The 24,222-nt window shown below is 33.5% G+C and carries 18 protein-coding genes; 6 read left to right on the top strand and 12 right to left on the bottom strand.

Translation table 11 applies throughout. The features are described from left to right. Positions 1-53 precede the first annotated feature (53 nt). Both STERM_RS07465 and STERM_RS07460 read right to left on the bottom strand, forming a co-directional pair. On the bottom strand, positions 54-1,148 hold the full coding sequence (locus STERM_RS07465; RefSeq protein ID WP_012860977.1) for an ABC transporter ATP-binding protein: 1,095 nt from the start codon (positions 1,146-1,148) through the stop codon (positions 54-56). Positions 1,149-1,348: 200 nt separating this feature from the next. Continuing rightward, a complete protein-coding gene (locus STERM_RS07460; protein WP_012860976.1) occupies positions 1,349-2,377 on the bottom strand; it encodes a LacI family DNA-binding transcriptional regulator in 1,029 nt (342 codons plus the stop codon). A 237-nt stretch (positions 2,378-2,614) separates the two neighbouring features. Between STERM_RS07460 and STERM_RS07455 the strand changes: the two genes are divergently transcribed. Continuing rightward, positions 2,615-3,163 carry a hypothetical protein gene (locus STERM_RS07455; protein WP_012860975.1) on the top strand — a complete coding sequence of 183 codons (549 nt, stop codon included), beginning with the start codon at positions 2,615-2,617 and terminating at the stop codon, positions 3,161-3,163. A gap of 66 nt (positions 3,164-3,229) precedes the next feature. Here the strand turns inward: STERM_RS07455 and STERM_RS07450 are convergent, their stop codons facing one another. Both STERM_RS07450 and adhE read right to left on the bottom strand, forming a co-directional pair. Continuing rightward, positions 3,230-7,624: an autotransporter outer membrane beta-barrel domain-containing protein gene (locus tag STERM_RS07450; RefSeq protein ID WP_012860974.1), complete on the bottom strand. Its 4,395-nt coding sequence runs from the start codon at positions 7,622-7,624 to the stop codon at positions 3,230-3,232. 944 nt (positions 7,625-8,568) lie between these two features. Then, positions 8,569-11,160, bottom strand: a complete 2,592-nt coding sequence (adhE, locus tag STERM_RS07445) for a bifunctional acetaldehyde-CoA/alcohol dehydrogenase (RefSeq protein ID WP_012860973.1) — start codon at positions 11,158-11,160, stop codon at positions 8,569-8,571. A 383-nt stretch (positions 11,161-11,543) separates the two neighbouring features. On the opposite strand from adhE, the gene STERM_RS07440 reads away from it, so the two are divergent. The 3 genes from STERM_RS07440 (at position 11,544) to STERM_RS07430 (ending at position 15,207) form a co-directional block, all read left to right on the top strand. Continuing rightward, complete coding sequence (locus STERM_RS07440) at positions 11,544-11,927, top strand: septal ring lytic transglycosylase RlpA family protein (RefSeq protein ID WP_012860972.1); 384 nt, start codon at positions 11,544-11,546, stop codon at positions 11,925-11,927. Between the two features lie 561 nt (positions 11,928-12,488). Beyond that, positions 12,489-13,640: an ABC transporter ATP-binding protein gene (locus STERM_RS07435; RefSeq protein ID WP_012860971.1), complete on the top strand. Its 1,152-nt coding sequence runs from the start codon at positions 12,489-12,491 to the stop codon at positions 13,638-13,640. Continuing rightward, a complete protein-coding gene (locus STERM_RS07430; RefSeq protein ID WP_012860970.1) occupies positions 13,627-15,207 on the top strand; it encodes an ABC transporter permease/substrate-binding protein in 1,581 nt (526 codons plus the stop codon). Before STERM_RS07435 ends, STERM_RS07430 begins: the two co-directional genes overlap by 14 nt. A gap of 88 nt (positions 15,208-15,295) precedes the next feature. On the opposite strand, the gene STERM_RS07425 is transcribed toward STERM_RS07430, so the two are convergent. Beyond that, the gene (locus STERM_RS07425; RefSeq protein ID WP_012860969.1) at positions 15,296-15,766 is read right to left on the bottom strand and encodes a DKNYY domain-containing protein; all 471 of its coding nucleotides are present in this window, start codon (positions 15,764-15,766) and stop codon (positions 15,296-15,298) included. Between the two features lie 221 nt (positions 15,767-15,987). On the opposite strand from STERM_RS07425, the gene STERM_RS07420 reads away from it, so the two are divergent. Further along, positions 15,988-16,287, top strand: a complete 300-nt coding sequence (locus tag STERM_RS07420; protein WP_012860968.1) for a nucleotide pyrophosphohydrolase — start codon at positions 15,988-15,990, stop codon at positions 16,285-16,287. A gap of 42 nt (positions 16,288-16,329) precedes the next feature. Then, positions 16,330-18,051 (top strand): ABC-ATPase domain-containing protein, encoded by a 1,722-nt coding sequence (locus tag STERM_RS07415; RefSeq protein WP_012860967.1) that lies wholly within the window; start codon positions 16,330-16,332, stop codon positions 18,049-18,051. A 209-nt stretch (positions 18,052-18,260) separates the two neighbouring features. Here STERM_RS07415 and STERM_RS07410 read toward each other — a convergent pair whose 3' ends face one another. The 7 genes from STERM_RS07410 to STERM_RS07385 form a co-directional block, all read right to left on the bottom strand. Continuing rightward, positions 18,261-19,433, bottom strand: a complete 1,173-nt coding sequence (locus tag STERM_RS07410; protein ID WP_012860966.1) for an iron-containing alcohol dehydrogenase — start codon at positions 19,431-19,433, stop codon at positions 18,261-18,263. Positions 19,434-19,567: 134 nt separating this feature from the next. Beyond that, the gene (locus STERM_RS07405) at positions 19,568-20,320 is read right to left on the bottom strand and encodes a hypothetical protein (protein ID WP_012860965.1); all 753 of its coding nucleotides are present in this window, start codon (positions 20,318-20,320) and stop codon (positions 19,568-19,570) included. A 3-nt stretch (positions 20,321-20,323) separates the two neighbouring features. After that, positions 20,324-21,151 (bottom strand): hypothetical protein, encoded by an 828-nt coding sequence (locus STERM_RS07400; protein ID WP_012860964.1) that lies wholly within the window; start codon positions 21,149-21,151, stop codon positions 20,324-20,326. 1 nt (position 21,152) lies between these two features. Next, complete coding sequence (locus STERM_RS07395) at positions 21,153-22,538, bottom strand: PAAR-like protein (RefSeq protein WP_012860963.1); 1,386 nt, start codon at positions 22,536-22,538, stop codon at positions 21,153-21,155. Then, positions 22,539-23,228 (bottom strand): tetratricopeptide repeat protein, encoded by a 690-nt coding sequence (locus tag STERM_RS21195; protein WP_012860962.1) that lies wholly within the window; start codon positions 23,226-23,228, stop codon positions 22,539-22,541. It abuts the gene before it with no gap. A gap of 27 nt (positions 23,229-23,255) precedes the next feature. Continuing rightward, the gene (locus STERM_RS22145; RefSeq protein WP_012860961.1) at positions 23,256-23,426 is read right to left on the bottom strand and encodes a hypothetical protein; all 171 of its coding nucleotides are present in this window, start codon (positions 23,424-23,426) and stop codon (positions 23,256-23,258) included. Then, a complete protein-coding gene (locus tag STERM_RS07385; RefSeq protein ID WP_012860960.1) occupies positions 23,427-24,212 on the bottom strand; it encodes a tetratricopeptide repeat protein in 786 nt (261 codons plus the stop codon). It abuts the gene before it with no gap. Between the last annotated feature and the right edge of the window lie 10 nt (positions 24,213-24,222).

The raw sequence follows: 24,222 nt of genomic DNA, 5'->3' as shown, positions 1-24,222 counted from the left end.
CTTCTGTTTAAATATTTTATTTTTCTATAAACTTATTTTTTTAAGTATGATATTCAGAGTACCTTTTCAGTATCTGTATCAAATAAATGACATTTTTCCATATCTATCTTAAATATTCCGCTCTCCTTCAGGCTCAGACTTTCCTCCTGATTCAGCGTCAGTCTTGCCGTTATCTGGTTTCCTTCACTCTCAAAATACACTATCTCTTCATTTCCCATCTGTTCTTTTACCAGTATATTCCCTCTCAGTGCATTCTGCTCTCCTTCTTTTCCCAGTGAGATATGTTCCGGTCTTATTCCAAATGACACCTCTTTTCCTGTATGTCCTTTTATCTTCTCTCTCATGCTCTCTGGAAATTCCAGCTCTGTCCCCTTTACCTTCATTAACAGCTTCCCGTCTTTTTCTTCTATTACTCCGTTCAAAAAATTCATTGTCGGTGATCCTATAAAGCCTGCTACGAACTTATTCGCTGGATGGTTATGCAGATTTAACGGTGTATCCACCTGCATGATCTTTCCTTCTCTTAAGACACATATTCTGTCTCCCATTGTCATTGCCTCAACCTGATCATGTGTTACATAAATCATTGTAGACCCCAGCTCTTTATGAAGCTGGCTTATTCTTACCCTCATGGATACTCTCAGCTTTGCATCAAGATTACTTAAAGGCTCGTCAAAAAGGAATACTTCCGGCTCTCTTACTATTGCTCTTCCAAGTGCTACCCTTTGTCTTTGTCCTCCTGACATATCCTTTGGTTTTCTGTCCAGCAGATCTGTTATTTCAAGCTTTTCTGCTGCATCCCTTACTCTTTTGTCTATTTCTGCTTTCGGTGTTTTCTTTAGCTTCAGCCCGAAAGCCATATTATCATAAACGCTCATATGCGGATAAAGGGCATAGTTCTGGAAAACCATTGCTATTCCTCTATCTTTTGGTGCCACATCATTAACGAGCTTATCACCGATATATATTTCCCCTCCCGTGATCTCTTCAAGACCTGCTACCATTCTAAGCGTAGTTGATTTAGCACATCCCGAGGGACCGACAAAGACCATAAACTCCCCGTCTTTAATATCAAGATTTATCCCGTGTACTGCTTTAAATCCATTTGGATACTGTTTTTCTACCCCTTTTAATGTTACTTTGGCCATTTTAACTCCTCCAGCTACTTTATTTATTAATCTTTTTTATGAATCTAAAATTTTATGAGAAAACATTTTCTAAATTAAGCCTTATTAGAGAAATTGTTTTCAATATGATAATACCTCAAGTTTTTTATTCTGTCAATAGAAAAAATCATCTTATTTTTATAAAAACTAAAAAAAGAGCTGCTTTTATAACAAAAGCAACTCTATAATTTTATCTTTGCACATGAATCTTTTAATTTTAATTCCGTTTCAAATATTTTTCTTTTTTCTACCTCTGTTCCGTTCAAAAGAAGCATTAATCTTTCGGCAAGCTCTACTCCCATCTCATAAATCGGTACTTTTACGGTAGTCAGCTTCGGTTTTGCTATTTCTGACATATATGTATCATTATGCCCCACTATTGACAGCTCTTCGGGAATTTTTATACCGAGCTCGTCAGCAATATTCATTACTATTCTTGCTTTTATATCATTTTTGCAAAATATTGCCGTGATATCTCCTCTTTTCAGTAAAAGCCCTCTTACAATACTCGTTATACTTTCTATGCTGTCCCCTGTCTCCAGTATTATTTCCTTATCTTCCTCTATGTTATTTTCACTCAATGCTCTTTTATATCCCATATATCTTTCATAATTTACAGTGAATTCAGCAGAAGAATTTACCATTGCTATTTTTCTGTGTCCCAGCTTAATCAGATAGCTTACTGCAAGAAAAGAATCCTCTTCATTTAATGTATCCACTGTATAGACCTTATTTATCAGATTTTCATCATATACATTTCCGTTTATTATGAATTTCACGTCATTTTCTACAAAGCTTTTTATAAACATATCATCCAGCTTACTGCTTAAAAGTATAAATCCGTCCACTCTTCCGCTGTTATAAAGTGAAATCAGTTCTTTGGTTTTTTCTGCGCTTCTTTCACATGATAAAAGCTGTATAAAATAATGCTTTTGCTGAGTTATAGTCATTATTCCCCGCAAAACCTCCGAGAGATAAGGAGAAAGAAAAGACTCGTCAGTATTCGCATTCAGTATGACACCTATATTATTAAGCTTTCCCTTTAGGTTTTGAGCAGTTATGCTTGGTGTATAATTAAGCTTTTCCGCAGCTTTCAAAACTTTTTTTACATATTCTTTTTTTACATTTTCAGGTTTGGACAAAGCGCGTGAAACTGTAGAAACAGAAACTCCGGCTTCTTTTGCCACATCCTTTATTGTTATTTTACTCATAATTCTCCTTACAGAAAACGTTTTTTCTATGTTAGCATAAATTCTATTTTGTGTCAATATTTCAACAATTCTATTTTCCTCTCTGTTATTTGGAATACTGGTATTTATCTGATTATTCTGCAGTTTTATTTTTTTAGCCTTCAGATATTTTTTTCTGTTTTTAGAATTTTTTTCTGCAAAATTGCATTATTTTTTTCTTCATGATAAAATATCATAAAATTTCATTAAGGAGTTCACATGACAAAAAAGAAAAAAATTACTCTGATCACAGGAATTCTTATTTTTATAATTCTTGCATTAGGTTCTGTTGCTGCTAAACATCTAGTAACCGCTTCTTCCCTTAAGAATCAGAAAATAGAAAAACCTGTTTTTAAAAACACACCGCAGGTACTGGAAGAAAAAAAATTAATAAAGGAAAAGCTGATCGAATATGAAGATATGCATATCCCCAGACTAAAAATTATAGCTAAGGCACTCGAAGATACTGATACTCCGCTGGTTAATGCCCAATCCCGTGAAGGCATCAAAGAGATAAATGCGATATTAAAAGATCTGGAAGCTCAAAACTGGGGAAATACCGACGATGAAAACTTTAATAAAGCAGTAAAAGAGCTTCATCAGGATGCTGTGACTGCGTATAAATATAAACTGGAATTTCTGGAAGCTTCTTCAGTCTGGTCAAAAGAAAATCCTGCAAAAGGACTTCTGAAATTTATTAATCTTTCAAATAAAATGGCGGATAATTGGGAATACTTCATAAAAAAATCTGATATTTATCTGAAATAATACTCTTAAGCACGAAAAAAAGAACTGTTTTGTAACACACAGTTCTTTTTTATTGAGTATAAATATTTATTTTTCACCAAGTATAAACGAAATACCTGCATTAATTTTATGATTTTCATAATTACTGTTATTTTCGTATTCATAGCCTGTTTTCAGAGTAAATTTATCAGTTACTTTAAAATCCATATTTAAATTAGCATTGAAAGTTCCTTTTCCATAATGCAGTTCTTCCATTGTATAATTATTCAGCATTTTTCTCTCTTTGTGAAAAGTATCTGTAAAATTCTGTTCATACCCTATTCCGGCTAACCATCTGAAATTTCCGGCAGTATTGCCGAGATGAAGTCCTATTTTCCCTGCTGCACCGTTCCCGTGTGCACCTTCTATATTTGCCATTCCGTCTGTTCTTATTGTTTCCTCATTCACCATTATATAATCTGCACCTATTGACGGAGTCAATACCAGTCCTGTATTTCCCAGATTCTGGTCATAGCTTGCCGATACTCCTGTTTTTATTACATGTGAATTATAATTGCTCTCTTTTCTTCCTGCCATAAGCCAGTCTGCATTCAGCTCATGTTCATTATAGCTGTATCCAAAATGCCCGTCAAAATTCCAGTTCCCTGTTTTATATCTTCCAAATATATTTATTCCTGCCGAACTTATTTTTTCATCATCTCCGTTATCATAATTTACCTTATTATCTGAATATCCTAAAGTAAATCCGCTGTATAAGCTGTCTGTATGTTTATAAAGAGTTGTTCCTGCTATTCCGTCAGAATCAGCATCATAGTCATAATTAAGGCTGTTGCTTGCCTTGAAATTTGATCCTGCTTTTGTTCCCGTATATTCCACTGACTGTCTTCTTTCACCGGCATTCATACTGTCTGCTTCCATTGAAAGAAAACTTCCCGATATACTGTCCAGTCTGTTTAGATTATCAAGATCAATCCTGTTTCTGGGAACCGCATTTGTTTTTTCAGCCGCTGTGGGTTTGGGATTTGGTACAGGTGCGGGATCCGGTGTCGGTTCTGGTGCAGGTTCTGGTGTAGGTGTTACAGGAACTTCTTTATTAAGATTAGTATATAATGCATCTAATACTGTAACGCCGTTTTCTATCCTTGCTACTGTTTCTCTTGTCCACCCTTCTGCTTCATTCATTCCGCCAGTTGACTGAAATTGGAAAGACGGGTCTACTGCCTGTTGTTTATTTGATACTACTATACTTTTTACTCTGATCTGGTCTCCGTAATTAGTCAGTCCTGATTCTTTAGCAATATCATTTACCGTACTTCCTGCATTATTCAAAACTATTTTTCCGTTTTGTAAATTTAGACTTGCTGCTATAATTTTTCCTGTTTTATCTGTTTCATCAACTATGCCGTCATAATTTACGCCTACATTTACCACTCCTGATACTGTTAATTCTCCCAGCTCTGTTTCAGATGCCATATCCGCCATACTCTTTTTCGCAGAAAAAGCTTCTGTATAATAACTGTCATCTGCAGCAGGATTCAAATTAACGATTCCGGAAATAACAGAATCCCCTCTGCTTACTATTTTATTAAAATTATCAGCACTGTCTATATTTACAGTTCCATTTACTATTAATACATTTTCTCCGCCTGAGGCATCAATTTTTCCGTTTATGATACTTCCGCTCCCCAGTTCAAATACACTATTATTATTATCAAATTTCACGGCATAATCTGTACCTGTGATCTTTCCTGTATTCAAAAAGTGGCCGCTGTATTCTTCTGTCCCGGAAATTATTTCTACACCAGTTTTACCTTTTATTTCTCCTGTATTTACAGTTTTTATGTTATCCGATGCATAAATTCCAGTTTCTGCTGCATCGATTTTTCCTTCATTTAATAGTATTGAATTCGAAGTATTTATTCCGGTATTGCCGCTCTTCAAATAAGCTGTATTCAAAATACTGCTGTTATTCAAAGCTTCTATGGCTGTTCCGTTTGTTATATCTATATTTCCTGTATTCTTCACTGTTGAATTATCAGCTTTTATTCCTATACCATCTGAATTACTTAATAACGCAGCATTTTCCAAAACTGATTCTGATAAATCAATATTAACTCCTTTTGTGACAGTTATTGTTCCGTTACTATTATTATTTATCTCTGAATTTGAAGCTTTTATTCCTGCTCCTTCTGTTGTTACATTTATTTCTGCGCTATTTGTCAACAGACTATTACTCAATGCAGAAATACCTGTACCTTTTTCTATCTGTAAATTTCCATTATTTATTATCTCTGTATTTCTGCCAAGTATTCCTGTTCCGTCTTTATTGCTCAAAACTGCATTATTTGTTACCAGTGAATCACTTGCTTCTATATTAGTTCCTTTAACTACAGATATTTCGCCTGTATTTTTATTTGCTATTATAGAACCGGCAGATTTTATTCCTGTACCTGATCCCGAGATTTCTATTGAAGCCTCATTTGTAATTTTACTGCCAGTTTCAGCTCCTATTCCTGTACCTTCTGTTATCTCTATCTCTCCTGCACTTGTCACTTCAGAATTACTGCTGTATATTCCAAGAGCCATATCATTCACATAAATTTTACCGTTATTGATAATTTTTGAGTTTATACCGGCTATTCCTGCGCCAGATTCACCGCTGACAGTGATAGCACCCGTATTTTGTCCTGCTTCTATTTTAGAATTGCTTACTTTTATTCCTATTCCGTTATCTACAGTCAGATTTCCCGTATTAGACAGCAGCTTTCCGTCGCCGGCTATATTCAGTCCTACAGAGCCTTCTCCTGAAAGATTCATATTACCTGTATTTGTTATGCTTGCAAAATTCACAGCAGACATACCTGTAGTATTTTTCCCTGATGATGTGATATCTGCATTGTTTGTAAATGATGATTTAGTATCTGTTACATAAATACCTGTCCCGCCGTCTCCGCTGAACTCTATTGTTCCGGCATTTGTTCCTGTTGTTCCATTCATATAAGTGTTTCCTGAAGAAACATAAATACCTGTCCCGTTATTTTCAAGTATTATCTTCCCGTCGTTATTTAGTACGGAACCGTTATAGTTAGAAGCACCCGCCAAAATTCCGATTCCGCTCCCTTTTACTGTAATAACACCGGTATTATCACCGTTATTCAACGAAGAATTCTCCAATTTTATACCAATTCCGTTATTTACAGTTATATTTCCCGTATTATGAATTTTACCGTTACTTATAGAATAGATAGCAATCGAATTATCACCTAATGCTGTTAATGAAGCATTATTATATATATGTGCTGTTTTATCTCCTGCTGTTGTACTTCCGCTGAGTTTTATCAGAATAACCCCTGTCTTATCTGCATCAGAGCTTATATCATGATAATTTGTAAGACTTCCCTCATAATTACTTCCGCCGAATATATATGCACCTATTACATTATTTCCGGCAATAACTATTTCCCCGGTATTTTTCCCTATTGCCTGTCCTAGCTGCATTCCGATCCCGTTATTTCCTATTACTATAGTTCCGTTATTTGAAATAACAGAAACCGGGGATGTCCCTGAATATTTAGTTGCATATATTCCTATATTATTCGAATATATTGTTCCGTTATTTTCTGCTTTTGAAGAAATTGCATATATACCATAACCTTTATCTACAACTATAGTTCCGTCATTTCTTGCAAATGTCTGATTAGTAGCAGAATTATTGGCAGCATACATTCCGTTGGCATAATTTTTCCCGATTATCTCTCCGGTTGACGAGTTTATAAGCTGAGCCCCGCTGTCTCCTGTAACCAAAGCACCAAAAGACGAACTGGCTGAAGCTGAACCAGATACTGTTTCATTATTGGTAAATGTGGTGAAACCCCTTATTGAAACACCTGTAGCGTTTGTTCCTCCGCTCACACTTATTATTCCGTTATTTTCCACTGTCCCGCCGGGTACATACTGACTTCCATATGTAAATATTCCTGTTCCTCCCGCTGTAGACAATATTTGACCGTCATTTCTGATAGTCCCTGTAAATGTGGGACCGGAATAACCTTTTGTGGCGATTCCTATTCCTGTTGTTAACTTTATAACACCATTAGAAGAGTTTACTATATTTCCTGTTCCGTCAGACGATAAAACTCCTACGCCATTAGTGCTGTTCAGACTGATTGTTCCGGAATTAACTAGACCTGAATTATTGCTAATCAAAACACCGTTATCATATTTTGCATTTAAATCAATTTTATTTACATTTTCAAGAACTGCCCCGTTATTTACCTTATATCCCTGTAAATACCAGTTAGGATCGGGATTTCCGTTGTTCCCGCCGGCAGTGAACGGTCCTTCTCCGGTAATTATCATATCATCTGTTGTTTGTGTATTAGTAGTTATATTTTTAGTATCAGAGGATGTATTAACTGTAATCTGTGCATTCCCAAGACTAGACAATGTTCCGAGTATTGACATTAATATTATTTTTTTCATATTCCTCTTTCTCTTTTCCTTTCATTTGCATAAGCAAATAAAAAAATATAAATTAAATTTAAGAATTTTACGATCAGTTTATAAATTAAGTATATAAACTATATTATCACATTTTCCCTTGCATGTCAAATCTTTGAAAGCCTTTATTTTCAGACCATACAGTGTATTATCAGAGCAGAAATCCCAAGAAAACATACGACCAAATGATCTTGCTTCATTTTTTATGTTTTAAAAATAAGGTATAATCAAATTCATGATGTATACCTTATTTTATTGATATTTTAGTAAATTTATTTCATTGCAGAAATTCTAAAATATATCCCGCAGGATTAAATTAAAATTTCTGCTTTTCATTTTTCCGTCAGCATGTATAACTGTAGTTCATAACTGCCATTTTACTGATCCCAAACATACCATCGTTCGTTCAAAACTGTTCTTTATTACTACTCTTACTTTTACTCTATTTATATACAAAACTATAATTACAAAATGTAAATCCATAAAATTCTGTTCTATTTATTTCAAGGTGGGGTAGTTTTTTTATATTTTTTTTAAATCAATTCATTATTTTAGAATTTTGATAATCACATTTTTACACAAATTTTGCATAATATTTAATTACTATTACCATATTTCAATTTCTAAAACTATTTTATCAGTAAAATTTTTTCAGGCAGAAATGCTAACAATCATACTGTTTCTTACTAACAGTAACATCATACATTTTCTTCATTTGATTTTGCTTATTTCAGAATTAGTTTTATATTTTTTTTAACTTATACGATTCTAAATTTTTTCATATATTAAAATTCTGATTATTTTGATCTGTATAATATTTGATATCTAAAAACAATATATTACAAAGCTGCTTTTCCTGCCGCAATATTTATTTGAAAATATATAAAGAGCCTGCTTTTCAGCAGGCTCTCACATTTATTAAAATTTTATTTGCCTTGATAATCAGCACCATAGTATGCTTTTAAGTATATTTCTTTTAGCTCAGTTACTAACGGATATCTTGGGTTTGCTCCTGTACACTGATCGTCAAATGCATCAAGTGCAAGTTGGTCAACAGCTTCTAAAAATTCTTTTTCAGGAACTCCGAATTCTTTTATAGAAGCCGGGATTCCTATTTTATCCTTCAGACCGTCTATTGCTTTTATCAGATTAGTTATTTTATCATCATCTGTTTTACCGTTTACTCCTAAGAAGTTTGCTATTTCCACATATCTGTTTTTAGCATCAGGATATTTGTACTGAGGGAATACTCCCATTTTAGTTGGACTTTCCACAGCATTAAACTTGATTACTTCATTAAGAAGCAGTGCATTTGCTATACCATGAGGTACATGGAATTTTCCTCCCAGTTTATGTGCCATTGAGTGACATATTCCAAGGAATGCATTTGCGAAAGCCATACCTGCAAGACATGATGCATTAGCCATTTTTTCTTTTGCATGAATTGCTTTTGCTCCGCCTTCCACTGATTCAGGCAGATAGTCGAATACCAGCTTCATTGATTCCAGCGATATAGGCTTTGTAAACTCAGTAGCAAGTGTAGAAACATATGATTCCACAGCATGTGTAAGTACGTCTATACCAGATGCCACTGTTAAGCCTCTAGGCATAGTAAGCATTAATTCAGGATCAATTATTGCCACATCAGGTGTTAATTCATAATCAGCAAGTGGATATTTTACTCCAGTTTCATCATCAGTTATTACTGAGAACGGTGTAACTTCCGAACCTGTTCCAGCTGATGTTGCTACAGCTATAAATTCTGCCTTTACTCCCATCTTAGGAAATTGATATATTCTCTTTCTTATATCCATAAATCTCATTGATAAGTCATGGAATTTTACTTCAGGATGCTCATATAACACCCACATGATTTTGGCAGCATCCATTGCAGATCCTCCGCCAAGTGCTATAATCACATCAGGATTGTAGTCAAGCATTGCCTGTGCTCCTTTTTGAGCTGATGATAATGTCGGATCCTCCACTACATCAGAGAATATTCTGTAGTCTATATTTAATTCATCAAGTACCTTTGTAATATGATTAGTAAATCCTAATTTTGCCAGCGCCGAATCTGTTACGATAAATGCTCTCTTTTTAGACCCCTTCAATTCTTCTAAAGCTACAGGAAGCGAACCAAATTTAAAATAGATTTTTTCAGGAACTCTAAACCAAAGCATATTTTCTCTCCTTTCAGCAACTGTTTTTATATTAATCAAATGTTTTACTCCTACGTTTTCAGAAACAGAGTTTCCTCCCCAAGACCCACATCCTAATGTTAATGACGGCTCTAATTTAAAGTTAAATACATCTCCTATTGCTCCCAGTGATGAAGGCATATTTACAAGAGTTCTTCCTGTTTTCATTCTTTTACCGAATCTGTCTATTTTTTCTCTTTCAGCAAGATTTACATAAAGAAGCGATGTATGTCCCAGTCCTCCAAGATCTACCAGCTTTGCTGCTTTATCCAATGCATCGTCGTAATTCTTTGCTTTGTACATAGCCAGAACCGGAGATAATTTCTCATGTGCAAACGGCTCGTCATGTGCCACAGAAGTTACTTCCCCGATAAGAACCTTTGCAGTTTCCGGAACTTCCACTCCTGCCATTTTTGCTATAGTATATGCACTTTGACCTACTATTTTAGAATTTAATGCACCATCTATAAATATTGTATTTCTTACTTTATCCAGTTCAGTTTTCTTAAGAATATATGCTCCTCTTAAGTCAAATTCTTTTCTTACTTCGTCATAAATCTTCTCGTCTACTATTATTGCCTGCTCAGATGCACAGATTACCCCGTTGTCAAAAGTTTTTGACATTAATGTATAGTTTACAGTCATTTTTACATCAGCTGTTTCGTCTACTACTACCGGTGTATTTCCTGCTCCTACCCCTATTGCAGGTTTTCCTGATGAGTAAGCAGCTTTAACCATTCCCGGTCCTCCAGTTGCAAGAATCAGATCAGCTTCTGCCATTAGTTCCTTAGAAAGATCCACACTCGGTTCATCTATCCACCCAATGATATTTTCAGGTGCTCCAGCTTTCACTGCAGCCTCTAAAGCTAGTTTCGCAGTATAGATAGTACATCCTTTTGCTCTTGGATGCGGAGAAAATATAATTCCGTTTCTTGTTTTCAGAGCAAGCAGTGTTTTGAACGCTGTAGTCGATGTAGGGTTTGTTGTAGGTATTACCCCGGCTACCACTCCTATTGGTGTGGCTATTTTTTTGATTCCGAATGATCTGTCTTCTTCAAGTACGCCGCAAGTTTTTTCATCCTTGTATTTATTATAAATATATTCAGAGGCAAAATGATTTTTTATTACCTTATCCTCCAAAATACCCATTCCTGTTTCCTCAACAGCCATTTTTGCAAGATTAATTCTTTCATTGTTAATTACTAAAGCGACTTCTTTAAAGATTCTGTCTACTTCTTCTTGGCTGTATTCAGCGAATTTTGCCTGCGCTGCTTTTACTTTTGCCATCATTTCTTTTAATGATTCCAAATCCTTAACCATTTTTGACCTCCATAAATTATTTTTTTCACTTTTTCAGAAAAAATTATACTAACATAAAATCATACAGTATATATTATTTCAATTGTAAAAGTATCTATTAATTTTATATATATAATCTATACCTTATAATTATGTTATTTTTTTCACTTAATATAAAATCTTAAAAAGTCTTTTATTGATGAATAATAATATTTTATTCACAATATAGAGACTGTTATCTAATCTTTTATATGTCTTATTATATTTCTTTGTGAATAAAATGTCAAATAAATTTTCTATTAAACTTTTTTATGCAGTATGTTATAATAAATACAACAAATACATATACGATGAATTTTTGTTCATTCGATAAACTATTTAATTTTTGTTAAAGGAGTAAAATTATGAGAAAAATAATCTATATTTTTACAGTTTTTTTGATGATAATATCATGTTCGGGAGTTTCACACAAGGGAGGCGGCACTCCTTCTGCCAGTCTGCCGTATTCCGGAAAAGCATCATGGTATGGTGATAAATTTAACGGTAATTCCACGGCAAGCGGCGAAATTTTTTCCGACAGAGCTCTTACTGCTGCCCATCCCAGTCTTCCGTTTGGAAGTATTGTAGAGGTAACCAATGTAGAAAATAACAAAAAAATAAAAGTACGTATAAATGACAGAGGTCCCTTTACCAAAGGCAGAATTATAGATCTGAGCAAAGAGGCCTTTTCAAGAATTGCCGATGTTAATAAAGGAGTCATTGATGTAAGCATAAAAGTAGTAAAGTAATAATTTATAAAGCTGTATTATTTTTCCGCCGTGATAATCTGTTTATATAATACAGCTTTTTTCTGTAAAACTGTTTTAAAATATTTCATTTTTTCTTTGTTAAATGCCTATACCCCCAGCCTCTTCACATTTTCAAAAATACATTTTCATTTTTTTTAATTTTATTTCATATGCAGTCACTTTGAAAAATTAATATTTTTATATTTATTTCCTTAAATTTACAGCCTAATCCAAAACATAAATTTATTTTTCATTTATCACACTTACACTATTCAAACCATTTTTAAAATTAGAATGATCACTTTATAATTAATCAATTTTTTCATTTTTTAAAAAATTAATTTCTTTAATTATAAAATTTAAAATAAATAAATAAATTATTTATATAAAATTTTTATAATATTGAAATTTTGACAAGTCATTCTATCTATGTTATCATTAATAAAGGTTTTAAACAGAAAGTACACCTTTATAAACTAAGTTATTATCTTATAAATAACTGAAAATTCTCATATTCAAAAAGAAGTAGCTTTCAAAAAACTAAAAAGGAGGTATTTTTAAATGATAAAATTTCAAAATATCAACAAAAGTTTCAGAAATCAAAAAGTTTTGAATAATATTAATTTAAATATCAATAGCGGAGAACTCACAGTTCTCATAGGCCCCAGCGGATGCGGGAAGACCACCACTCTGAAAATGATTAACAGACTTATTCACCCCACTTCAGGACATATTTTTATAAACGATGAAAATATCGAAAAAAAAGATATTATAAAGCTGCGTAGAAAAATTGGATATGTTATCCAGCAGACCGGTCTTTTTCCACATATGACAGTAAAAGAAAATATCGAGATTATACCAAGGCTGGAACATGTAAAAAGCGACGAAATTTCTAAAAAAACAGTGGAATTAATGAAAATGATCGATCTGGATCCTGATGAATATCTGTATCGGTTCCCTGCACAGCTCAGCGGAGGACAGATGCAGAGAGTAGGTGTCGCAAGGGCATTCGCATACGATCCCGATATTATTCTTATGGATGAGCCGTTTTCTGCACTGGATCCTATCAGCAGAAACCAGCTTCAGCAGGAGCTTATTGCTCTTCAGGAAAAAATGAAAAAAACCATAGTTTTCGTTACTCACGATATGGATGAAGCTGTAAAAATTGCCGATAGAATCTGTATTATGAATAACGGTGAAATAGTACAGGCTGATACTCCGGAAAATATATTAAAAGAGCCCATTAATGAATTTGTCAGTAATTTCGTAGGAAAAAACAGAATATGGACTGTGCCTGATCTGATAAGGGCGAAAGATATTATGATAAAAAATCCTGTTACGGCAGGCAGCGACGAACCGCTGTGCAACTGTATAGAAAAAATGCGTAAAAGCAAGGTTGACAGTATCTTTATAGTAGACAGCAATGATAAGCTGGAAGGCTTAATCACTATCCGTACACTGAATGATGTGCATTCCCATAATGTCAAAGCATCCGAAGTGATGAATAAAAGCCTCTTTACTATCTATGAAGATTACAGCATAATAAATCTTCTGCAGCTGATTATAGATAATAATCTTTCGGCAATCCCTGTAGTAGACAGACGGCAAAGACTAAAAGGTCTTATTACTCCCGGTACCCTTGTTACTTCTCTGGGTATGCAGTATCTGGACAATGAAAATGAAAAGGCAGGTGACAATAATGAACTTTCTTAATTATGTTTCTGAAAATTACCAGTATATTCTCAGTCTTGCCTTTGCACATATAAAACTGACCTTTATAGCTGTACTGCTTGCAATATTAATCGGAGTTCCTTTGGGAATCCTGATCAATACCTATAAAAGTCTTTCCAAAGGTATCATAGGAGTGATTAACCTTATACAGGCCGTTCCAAGTCTGGCTCTTTTAGGGCTTTTTATACCTCTGCTCGGTATCGGTGTACTCCCGGCAATAGCTGTAGTAATACTTTATTCACTGCTGCCGATTGTAAAAAACACCTACACCGGACTAAATGCTATCAATCCCCAGACTCTGGAAGCTTCAAAAGGAATTGGAATGACAAGACTCCAGAGGCTTTTTAAAGTAAAGATGCCTCTTGCTCTGCCGATAATAATGGCAGGTATCAGAATCTCATCTGTTACTGCAGTGGGATTAATGACAGTAGCGGCATTCATAGGTGCAGGAGGACTTGGTTCACTTATTTTTGCGGGTATACAGACTGTAAACTACAATAAAATTCTGGCTGGTGCAATTCCGGCTTGTATACTGGCACTTGCCATAGATTTCTTCGTAGGTAAGATTGAGTATTTTGTTACTCCGCTTCCGCTTAGAAAAGGTAAAACAGTAATTTCAGAACAGACAATTGCCAGAAATAAGAGAATAAGAAAATACGGACTTATTTTTATTATCATTTTTGCCTTGATTACAGCAGGTACTATTTTTTACACAACACTAGAAAATAAGAAAAAGATAACTGTAGGATCAAAAAGCTTTTCGGAGCAAGTTATTCTTGGTAATATGGTTTCCGATGTAATAGAAGAAAACACAGATCTGAAAGTAGACAGAAAGCTCAGACTCGGAAGTACGCAGATAACCTTTACCGGAATTACAAACGGGGAAATCGACGTCTATGTAGAATATACAGGTACTGCACTGGTAAATATACTCCAGCTCCCGAGTAACTCAGATACTGACTCTACTTATAATACCGTAAAAGATGAATTTGATAAAAGATACGGACTGAAGCTTTTGAAGCCTCTTGGTTTTAATAATACTTACACTATCGCTACAACAAAAGAAATAAAAGAAAAATACAATTTAAATAAAATTTCTGATTTAAAGGCTGTAAGTAAAGATTTTACACTATCGCCTACAATAGAATTCAGCAACAGACCGGACGGGCTTCCAGGATTTCTAAAAGCATATGATATGGAATTCAAGGCTGTAAATCCTGTAGAAGGAGCTCTCAGATACAGTGCCATCGAATCAGGGAAAAGTCAGGTTATAGATGCATTCTCTACAGACGGACTGCTTAAAGCATTTGAGCTTGAAGTGCTTGAAGATGACCAGCATTTTTTCCCGCCTTATTATGCTGTCCCTGTTATAAGAAAAGAGATTCTTGAAAAATATCCTCAGCTGGAGGAAGCTATAAATAAGCTGGCAGGACAGATTGATGACAAGACTATGAGAGAGCTAAACTATAAGGTAGATAAACTCGGCATGGAGCCTGACAAGGTTGCACGTGAATTCCTTATAGAAAGAGGCTTTATAAAAGAAAAATAGATTTCAAAAAATTTTATTTATATTTAAAAGACTGCCAGTCCGGCAGTCTTTATTTTTACTTTCACAAAATTAAGAGATATATTCTTTTTTAATTATTTATTTTTTTCCCATATTCATACCAAGAGTTTTTATCTTCTGCATAAAGATTTTCCAATACTTTAAATGTTTTTACATCTGCCCCGTTTATTATCTGTCCTTTGTAATATACACTTTTCTTATCTTTGGCATAATAATAGCATACTGCACGATGACCTGAATTTTTTACTTCTTTCTCATTTGATAAAACTTCAAATGTTTTAGTATCAACCCCTTTTATGATTTTTCCTTCAAAATAAATATTTTTACTGTCTTTCCCGTAATCAGCCTTATTATTAAAAGTTTTAGCATCTGCTCCTTTTACTTCAGCCTGTTTTCCCAGTTCCACAAGATCGGGATTTGGATTCATGTCATAGGCATAATATACCTTATTTCCCTCAATTTTATAAAATCCTGCATTGCATGTATCAGAATATACAGCAATACCTGTAAATATAAATACTGATAATAAAAACTTTTTCATTTCCTCACTCCTTTTTTATTTATTTACTTATTGTATCATATTTTATACTCTTCGTTTAATTTTATTTATTTGTTTTTATTATGGAATTTTTAGATTTTTAGTTTATATTACAGATTTATTTTCTATTTTATGTTTTTAAATTTTCAGTTTTTTCAAACAGGATATTTTTCTTTTTTTATGCTATAATTTATTGCTATACATTGAATTTACGGAGTGATAATATGACTTATGAAGATATAAGAAATGAATTAAGGGAATTCGTTGCGGAAAGAAACTGGGAGCAGTATCATAACCTAAAGGATCTCGCTCTTTCTGTTTCTATAGAAGCATCAGAGCTGGTGGAAATTTTTCAGTGGAGAAATCCTGAGGATATTAATGATGAGGACAGGCAGAATATTAAGCTCGAGCTTGCCGATGTCCTTATTTATATCTTTTTTATGTGTGACAAACTGGGAATCGAACCTTATGAGATTATCAAAGAAAAAATGGAAATTAATAAAAAAAGAGTTTTTAAATTTTAAAATCATATAAAAACAGAATAAAAGTATCAGAAAGGATATATAATGCTAACTCATATTGATTTAAAAAAACTTCTGACTTCAATAGACGGAAAAGGATATCCTGCATATAAAGCTCTAAAAGGAGATTATGACTTTGGAAACTACACGCTTTTCTTCGATCGTGTACAGTCAGATCCGTTTGCTTCCCCGTCAAAAATCAGAATTTCTGTTTCGCATAAAGATTCTGAATTTCCGGAAGATATAATTAATTCCGATTATAAAAAAACAGTACTTTCTGATTTTTTGACCAGAGCCTTTGAAGATGCGGTTTATAAATTTTCAGGGGACAGGAACGGTTCCGGCAACAGCGGAATTATAAGAATAGATCATTGCGGTCAGGAAGTGCTTGAAAGAACTTCTGTTATTATTAATGACAATAATACTGAAATAAGAATGGAAGCCGGTCTCCCCGCGAATGGCAGAAGAATTTCCGGTAAGGCTGCGATTCATATTTTTTTTGATGTTCTTCCAAAAATCATCAATACTGCCGGGTTTTATAAAAATATCAGCAGGGACTTTCTTGATTCGCAGATAAAACTAAAGCTTGATCAGGAATATCTTCGAAAAGAACTAAAAAAAAGAAAACTGACGGCTTTTATTGCCAACGGCTCGGTTCTTCCCAGAGAAAGCGGTATCTCAGACAAGCCTCTGGCTAAAAATGCTGTTTTATTTAATAGCCCGGAAAGTCTGGAAACAGAATTTGAGCTTCCCAATGCCGGACTTATTAAAGGAATGGGAATACCGGAAGGAATAACCCTGATTGTCGGCGGTGGATACCATGGCAAGTCCACTCTGCTGAATGCCATTGAGTCCAGCGTTTATAACCATAAAATAAATGACGGACGTGAGATGGTTATTACCAGAGACGATGCCGTAAAAATACGTGCCGAAGACGGCAGAAATATCGAAATGGTGAATATTACCCCATTTATAAATAATCTTCCCAATAACAAAGATACCTACAGATTTTCCACTGAAAATGCCAGCGGAAGTACATCACAGGCAGCCAATGTTATGGAAGCTCTGGAAGCGGGTAGCAGGCTTCTTTTAATAGATGAAGATACTTCGGCAACTAATTTTATGATAAGAGACGACAGAATGAAAAAACTGGTTTCTCGGGAAAAAGAGCCTATAACACCTTTTGTTGATAAAGTAAGACAGCTTTATGAAGAGCATGGTGTTTCCAGTATAATAGTGGCGGGTGGTTCGGGAGACTATTTTAAGACAGCTGATCATGTAATTATGATGGATGAATATATCCCGAAAGATGTAACAGAAGAGGCTAAAGCTATAGTGAGTGATGAGCTTCCCGATATAGAAGAAGATGAAAAAGATAAAAATACTGCTTTTGGTGAAATTACAGCACGTGTTCCGCTTAAATCTTGTTTTGAGCTTAATGGTAAAAACACTAAAATAAAATCCAAAGAAAAAAACAGTATTTTATACGGAAGAAATGAAATTGATCTGTCTAATCTGGAACAGCTGGTAAGCGACAGTCAGACACGCTGTCTGGCTGCTATGCTAGAATATCTCGCAAAAAATGGTTTCGATGATAAAACAAATCTGTCTGATACTCTGGACAAGCTTTATGATAAAATAAAATCTCAGGGACTGTATTGTCTCTCAGGAACAAGAAATTTTTCTGGCAAACTTGCCCTTCCGAGAAAATATGAACTTAGTGCCGCAATAAACAGATACAGGGAATTGAAAATCAAGAAATATTAACTGTTTTTCAGCATTTTTGCAGATTGCTTTTTGAAAAATCTGTATCAGTTAATTAGCACTTTATGATCTGGTGTATGCCGGATCTTTTTTTATTCTTTAATACTCATCAGGAATGATCCTGAAATTTTCTAAAAATCAGGAACCACAAAAGAAAACCGGCACTCTTTATATCTACAGAATGCCGGTTTTTAATATTCATTTCTATATTTTTATGCTTTCATGCTTTCTTTTAAAATATCAACGATTTCATCATGATTAAGTACCTTATAACCGCCTTCCAGAATAAAAGTACCCTTTGCAATACCGTCAAGCATATCTTCGGTAGCACCCAGTTCTTTTATGCTCATTACAAGCCCTATTTCCTTCATCCATTTTTCCATACACTCAAGACCTTCATTTGCAATCTGTTCGTCACTTTTACCTTCTGGATTAACATCCCATACATTTATGGCAAAACGCTTAAACTTTGCAAGACCGTAAGGCATAATATGCTTATAGTAAGGAATTGATACTGCTGCCAGTGTCATTCCGTGTGTTGCGTCAGTGTAAGCTCCCACAGACTGTCCTATCATGTGTACCATCCAGTCAGTAGACTTTCCTTTGGCAACAAGGGTATTTAATGCCCATGTTGCAGTCCACATTATATTACTTCTTGCTTCATAATCCTCAGGATTTTTCACTGCAATTTTTGAAGAATGAATAAGCGATTTCAGCAGGCCTTCCATAAGATAATCTGAAGTATTGTCATCTTCTCCTGAAAAATACTGCTCGAGAATGTGGGACATAATATCAAAGAATCCCGCTACCATTTGGTATTCAGGCAGAGTAAATGTATAAACAGGGTTCATTATAGAGAATTTCGGAAATACATTCTCACCAAATACATGACCTATTTTCAGCTTACTCTCATGATTGGTAATAACAGAGCCTCCGTTCATTTCAGATCCTGTTCCCACCATTGTCAGAACACAGCCCACAGGAATAATTTTGTTATCTACATCCTCCATACGAAGAAAATATTTATCCCACGGATCTTCCTCACTGTAAACCGAAACTGACACTGCTTTTGCATAATCACAGACAGATCCGCCGCCTACTGCCAGAATAAAGTCTACATTACCTTTTCTTGCTCTTTCACAGCCTTCATATAATTTTTCCACAGTAGGGTTCGGCATAACCCCTGCATCTTCAAAAATCTCTTTATTATTATCTTTAAGGATTTTTATAACTTCGTCATAAAGACCGGTTTTTTTGATAGAACCGCCGCCATAGATCAGCAGTACGTTTTTTCCGTATTTTGGCAGTTCTTCATTCAGCCCGTTTAACGATTCTTTCCCAAAATATAATTTTGTCGGATTTGAATAAGTAAAATTTCCTAACATATCTCTTTCCTCCTTGGTTTTTCTAAGTATTATTATTATTTGAAACTTTTTATTATAAATAATATTTAAAGTTCTTTTTTATTCTATCACTTAGAGTTAGCTTTAAGTCAAGAAGAATTTTTAATAATGGATTTTTATTTATCTATTCCACTCATAATATATTCTGTTAAAATATTATGTTCATTCATTTGGAAAGAAATAACAATTTTCATATCTTTTATCATATTATTTATTTTATTAACAATATACACTCCGTCAATAGACAATTCCAAATCTAATTTCTCCTCTGCCGGTATTTTGGATATTTCCCTAAAAAGAGCTTTTATATTTATAATACTTGACTTGGCAGGGTCAATTTCCGAATTTAAAGTGTATTTCAAGTATTTCTCACTCTCTTCAAACTTTGAAAATGTAAAATTAAATGGTATTAATAACATATCTATTATTCCGCCTAATGACTTTGACACAGAATTATTTCCTAATGCCCTATTCATAAATATAAAGGCAGAAATTCCCCTGTTATTAAAAAGTGAAATTATTTCATCAGATTTTACTATACTTTTTACATAATTTATTTTCCCCATTATTTCCGAACTCTTAATTTTATCTTCCTTTAAATAATCGAATATTTTATTATCTATAGCTGTCAGTATTTCTTCTTTATTTACTAATTCATAAACTTCATTATCAGAATTTAGTTTTAGATGATAACATTCTATATCCTGCCATATTCTTCCTAAAATCCCGTTATTTTTATTTATATGTTCCTTCATTGACAACTCACAAAATTCTTTTTCTTCTTTCAAAATAAGCTTATATTTATTATTTGTAATCTGCTTACTATTAACATTGGATTTTTCTAATACTTCATACACACTTTCTGCCATTTTTTATCCCTCATTCTGCAAAATTACTGATATTCTTTTCTCTATCTCAATTTCACTGTCAATCACTATTCTCATAAACAAATTACCATTTCTCAAAAATCCGTCATTTTCATCTATTTCTACATCATATTGATAATCCAGTACACAGTCTTTCATTTTATTATAAAAAAAAGTGTTTTTTATAATTTTTTCAAATTGGATCCTGTCAAAATATACATCATGTATTTTTCCGGTTATCTGCTTCTTACATCTTTCGCCTTTTATATCAAGTTTCACAGGAATACTTCCGCCTGGAATCAGATCATTTATATAAAAAATATTGGAATAATCCATGTTTTCTTTATAAATAAACGGAACAAACAAAGAATTTACCCCTCTTGAAAACTGTAATAAAATTTCATAATCGTCATTATCAATAATTTTTTTGACTATCTTTTTTTCATTTTCAATAGTTTCAAAATAGCCGTCAAACATTGAGTTTTTCATTAATTCAAAAAATAAGAATGTTTTTTCTTTGATATTCTCTCTGTTAAGCAAACATTGCAGTTCTGCTTTGTCATCTACTAATATAAATATATATTCCAGCAGTTTATTTCTAAACATAAGATACTCTCTCACCACCTCATGATCCATCTCAATTCGAAGATCTTTTTCCCTTATTCCCACTACACTGTATGTTATTCCTAATTTCTTATAATTTTCTAAAGTTTTCAGAATTAGTGTTGAATTTATTTTCATATTGGAAATTCCATATGAATTATTTCTTATTTTTATTTCTTCTTTATAGGCATATCTTCTCTTTTTATTTTTCTCAAAAATCAGTTTTTTCATTTTAATCTCCTATTATTGTATAAAAAAAATCATCTTCTATAACGGCATTGTATATCTCTCTGTCTCCGACTATCTGATATGCCCTGCTGGCTCCTGTAACTACTTTACTTCCGGCTGTTCTGGCTAAATCCAGTTTACTTCCCTGAATAAACGGCAAATTTTCTTTATATGCTTCGCTTAAATTAGATAGTGAATAAGATGACGGGTTATTCTTATGGAATTCCTTGGCATCATTTAACGCTCTTTTAAATCCTTCTGAATATGTTATTTTATTGGCTAGAGTTATCTCTTTCACCGGAGTGTTTTTCCCAAGTGCAGTATTTACTAAATTTGATCCAGAACTAGTTTCATCATATATTTTCATCATCGTCTGAGTCTCTTTATCATAAACTTTTGAAATTTTATTATAAGGAGAATAAAATATTGTAAAGACTCCCCACATCTGATCACCCTTATCATATATCTTTACTACTGTTTTACTGTTTGCTTCTGCCTGTTCAGAATCTATCCCCATAATACTCTGATGTAAGATTAGACCTGCTTCCATTACCTCAAAATCACCATATTCTCCCGTTTCATTTTCTGAATACCAGTTTACAGAATGGTTTATCACTTTTCTGGAACCCTGTACTATATCATTTACCCCGTCAATAAAAATTACAACTGTAGTTCCTCCTGACAATCCTGTCGTAACTACTCCTGTATATATTTTTGTAACCCCTGATACTATTCGTAACCCGCCTCCTCCATATTCTTTTATATGCCTGATCCCATCATAACCTATTCCGTAATTTTTAAGTAAAATATACATATCTCTATTTTTTATCTCAGGATTTTGCCCATTATCAATGACAGTAATCTCTACACTCATATCCTCCATACATTTAAGCACTGAGTTTTTTACCAAACCATTTGCTCCGTTTATAATCACTTCATATGAGATATTTTCCCAGCAAAATGCTTTATTTTTTATTTTGCATAAATCTCCGGTTTTTTTACAATATAAATTAGGCAGTGGTTCAAAATTTTCTCTTAAAATATGTGTACTTAGACCAATAGGATCTATACCCATCAGCAAAATTTTTGGATTTGGTACAACAAAAGTAATCATGACAGGTTTTATTTCCTGACCTGCCCCGTAACCTGAAGCCACTCCCTGCGATATTGAATTACTTGTTACTGTTGTAGTGTTTGTATATATGTAAGGTGTATTTGAAAAACTTTCTGTTCTTATTTCACCATTTGGACAATTTAATGTTGCTCCGTCACAAACTACGCTTTTACCGGAGTCTTTGGTGATTGTGAATTTGTCTTTTATATCATCAATTTTAGGATTATAAAATATTTTTATAAATTTAGATTCATAACTATTATTTATTAAAAACATTTATTTCTCTCCTCCCATTAGTTTACTCAATTCTTCTTGTGCTCCCACATGTCCTTGAACAGCCGCTTTTTCATACCAGTTTTGAGCTTTCTCTAACTGTTTACTTTCATAATATAATACTCCTAAATTATATTGAGCAGACTTATCATTCTGTTCTGCTGCTTTTAAAAACCAATTTTCCGCTTCTTTCATATTACCCACTTTATAATAATGCACTCCTAAATTATACTGTGCTCTAAAGTTATTTTGTTCTGCAGCTTTTAAATACCAGTTTTCTGCTTCTCTTTTATTAGATAACTTATCATAATACACCCCCAAATTAAACTGTGCATCTCCAACCCCTCTTTCACCTGCATTTTTAGCCCACTTTAAATAATTATCCATATCTTTTTTCTCATAATAATATTCCGACAAATAATAAGCAGCCCTCGGTTCATATTCCACTACTCTCTCAAAATAAAGCTTTGCAGACTCTGGATCATCTCCATATATGTATTGTCCAGAAATAAACATCTCATCTATCTGGTTCTGTGTAGGATTATCACCTATTTTCTCTATATGCTTTAATACCTGACTTCTGTAACTGCTACCTTCATAAAAACAAGTACATACCAGCAGTAACACCAATAATATCAGTATTATTTTTAATATTGAAATTACTTTTTTTCTTTTTATTTCAGTTTCATCCATTTTATTTTTCTCCTTTTGAATTTATATCTAGCAAAAATATTCCACATAGAATTCTAATATCACTCTATCACAAACTACGCTTTTACCGGAGTCTTTGGTGATAATTTTCCGTATTACTTCACTTCCACTTTCTCGACTTTCAGGAGCATAAAATTTTGTCATAAATTTATTTTCATAATTTTCATATTTAAAAAACATTTAATCCCCCATTTTTTCCAGTATCTTTAAATTTTCTGCTGCTTCTTTATCTCCCTGACTTGCAGCTTTCGAATACCAATTTTTGGCTTCTTCTAATCGATCTTTTTTTTCATATAAAACTCCTAAATTATATTGTGCATCCACAAAACTTTGCTCTGCTGCTTTTAAATACCAATTTTTGGCTTCTTCTAATCGATTATTTTTTTCATATAAAACTCCTAAATTATACTGGGCATTCACAAAACCTTGTTCTGCTGATTTTATATACCAATTTTCAGCTTCTTCTAATCGATTATTTTTTTCATATAAAACTCCTAAATTATACTGGGCTTCCACATGTCCCTGTTCCGCCGCTTTTATATACCACTTCTCTGCTTCTTTCAATTTATTTTTTTCTTTATAGTACACCCCCAAATTAAACTGTGCATCTCCAACCCCTCTTTCACCTGCATGTTTAGCCCACTTTAAATAATTATCCATATCTTTTTTCTCATAATAATATTCTGATAAATAATAAGCTGCCCTCGGTTCATATTCTGCTACTTTCTCAAAATAAAGCTTTGCAGACTCTGGATCATCTCCATATATGTATTGTCCAGAAATAAACATCTCATCTATCTGGTTCTGCGTGGGATTATCACCTATTTTCTCTATATGCTTTAATACCTGACTTCTATAACTGCTGCCTTCATAAAAACAAGTACATAAAAGCAATAATACTAGTAATATCAGCACCATTTTTAATATAGAAATCACTTTTTTTCTTTTCATCTCAGTTTCATCCATTTTATTACTT

This window comes from Sebaldella termitidis ATCC 33386 (assembly GCF_000024405.1).
Taxonomy (GTDB): Bacteria; Fusobacteriota; Fusobacteriia; order Fusobacteriales; family Leptotrichiaceae; genus Sebaldella; species Sebaldella termitidis.
This window is presented reverse-complemented; position numbering and strand designations above follow the sequence as displayed.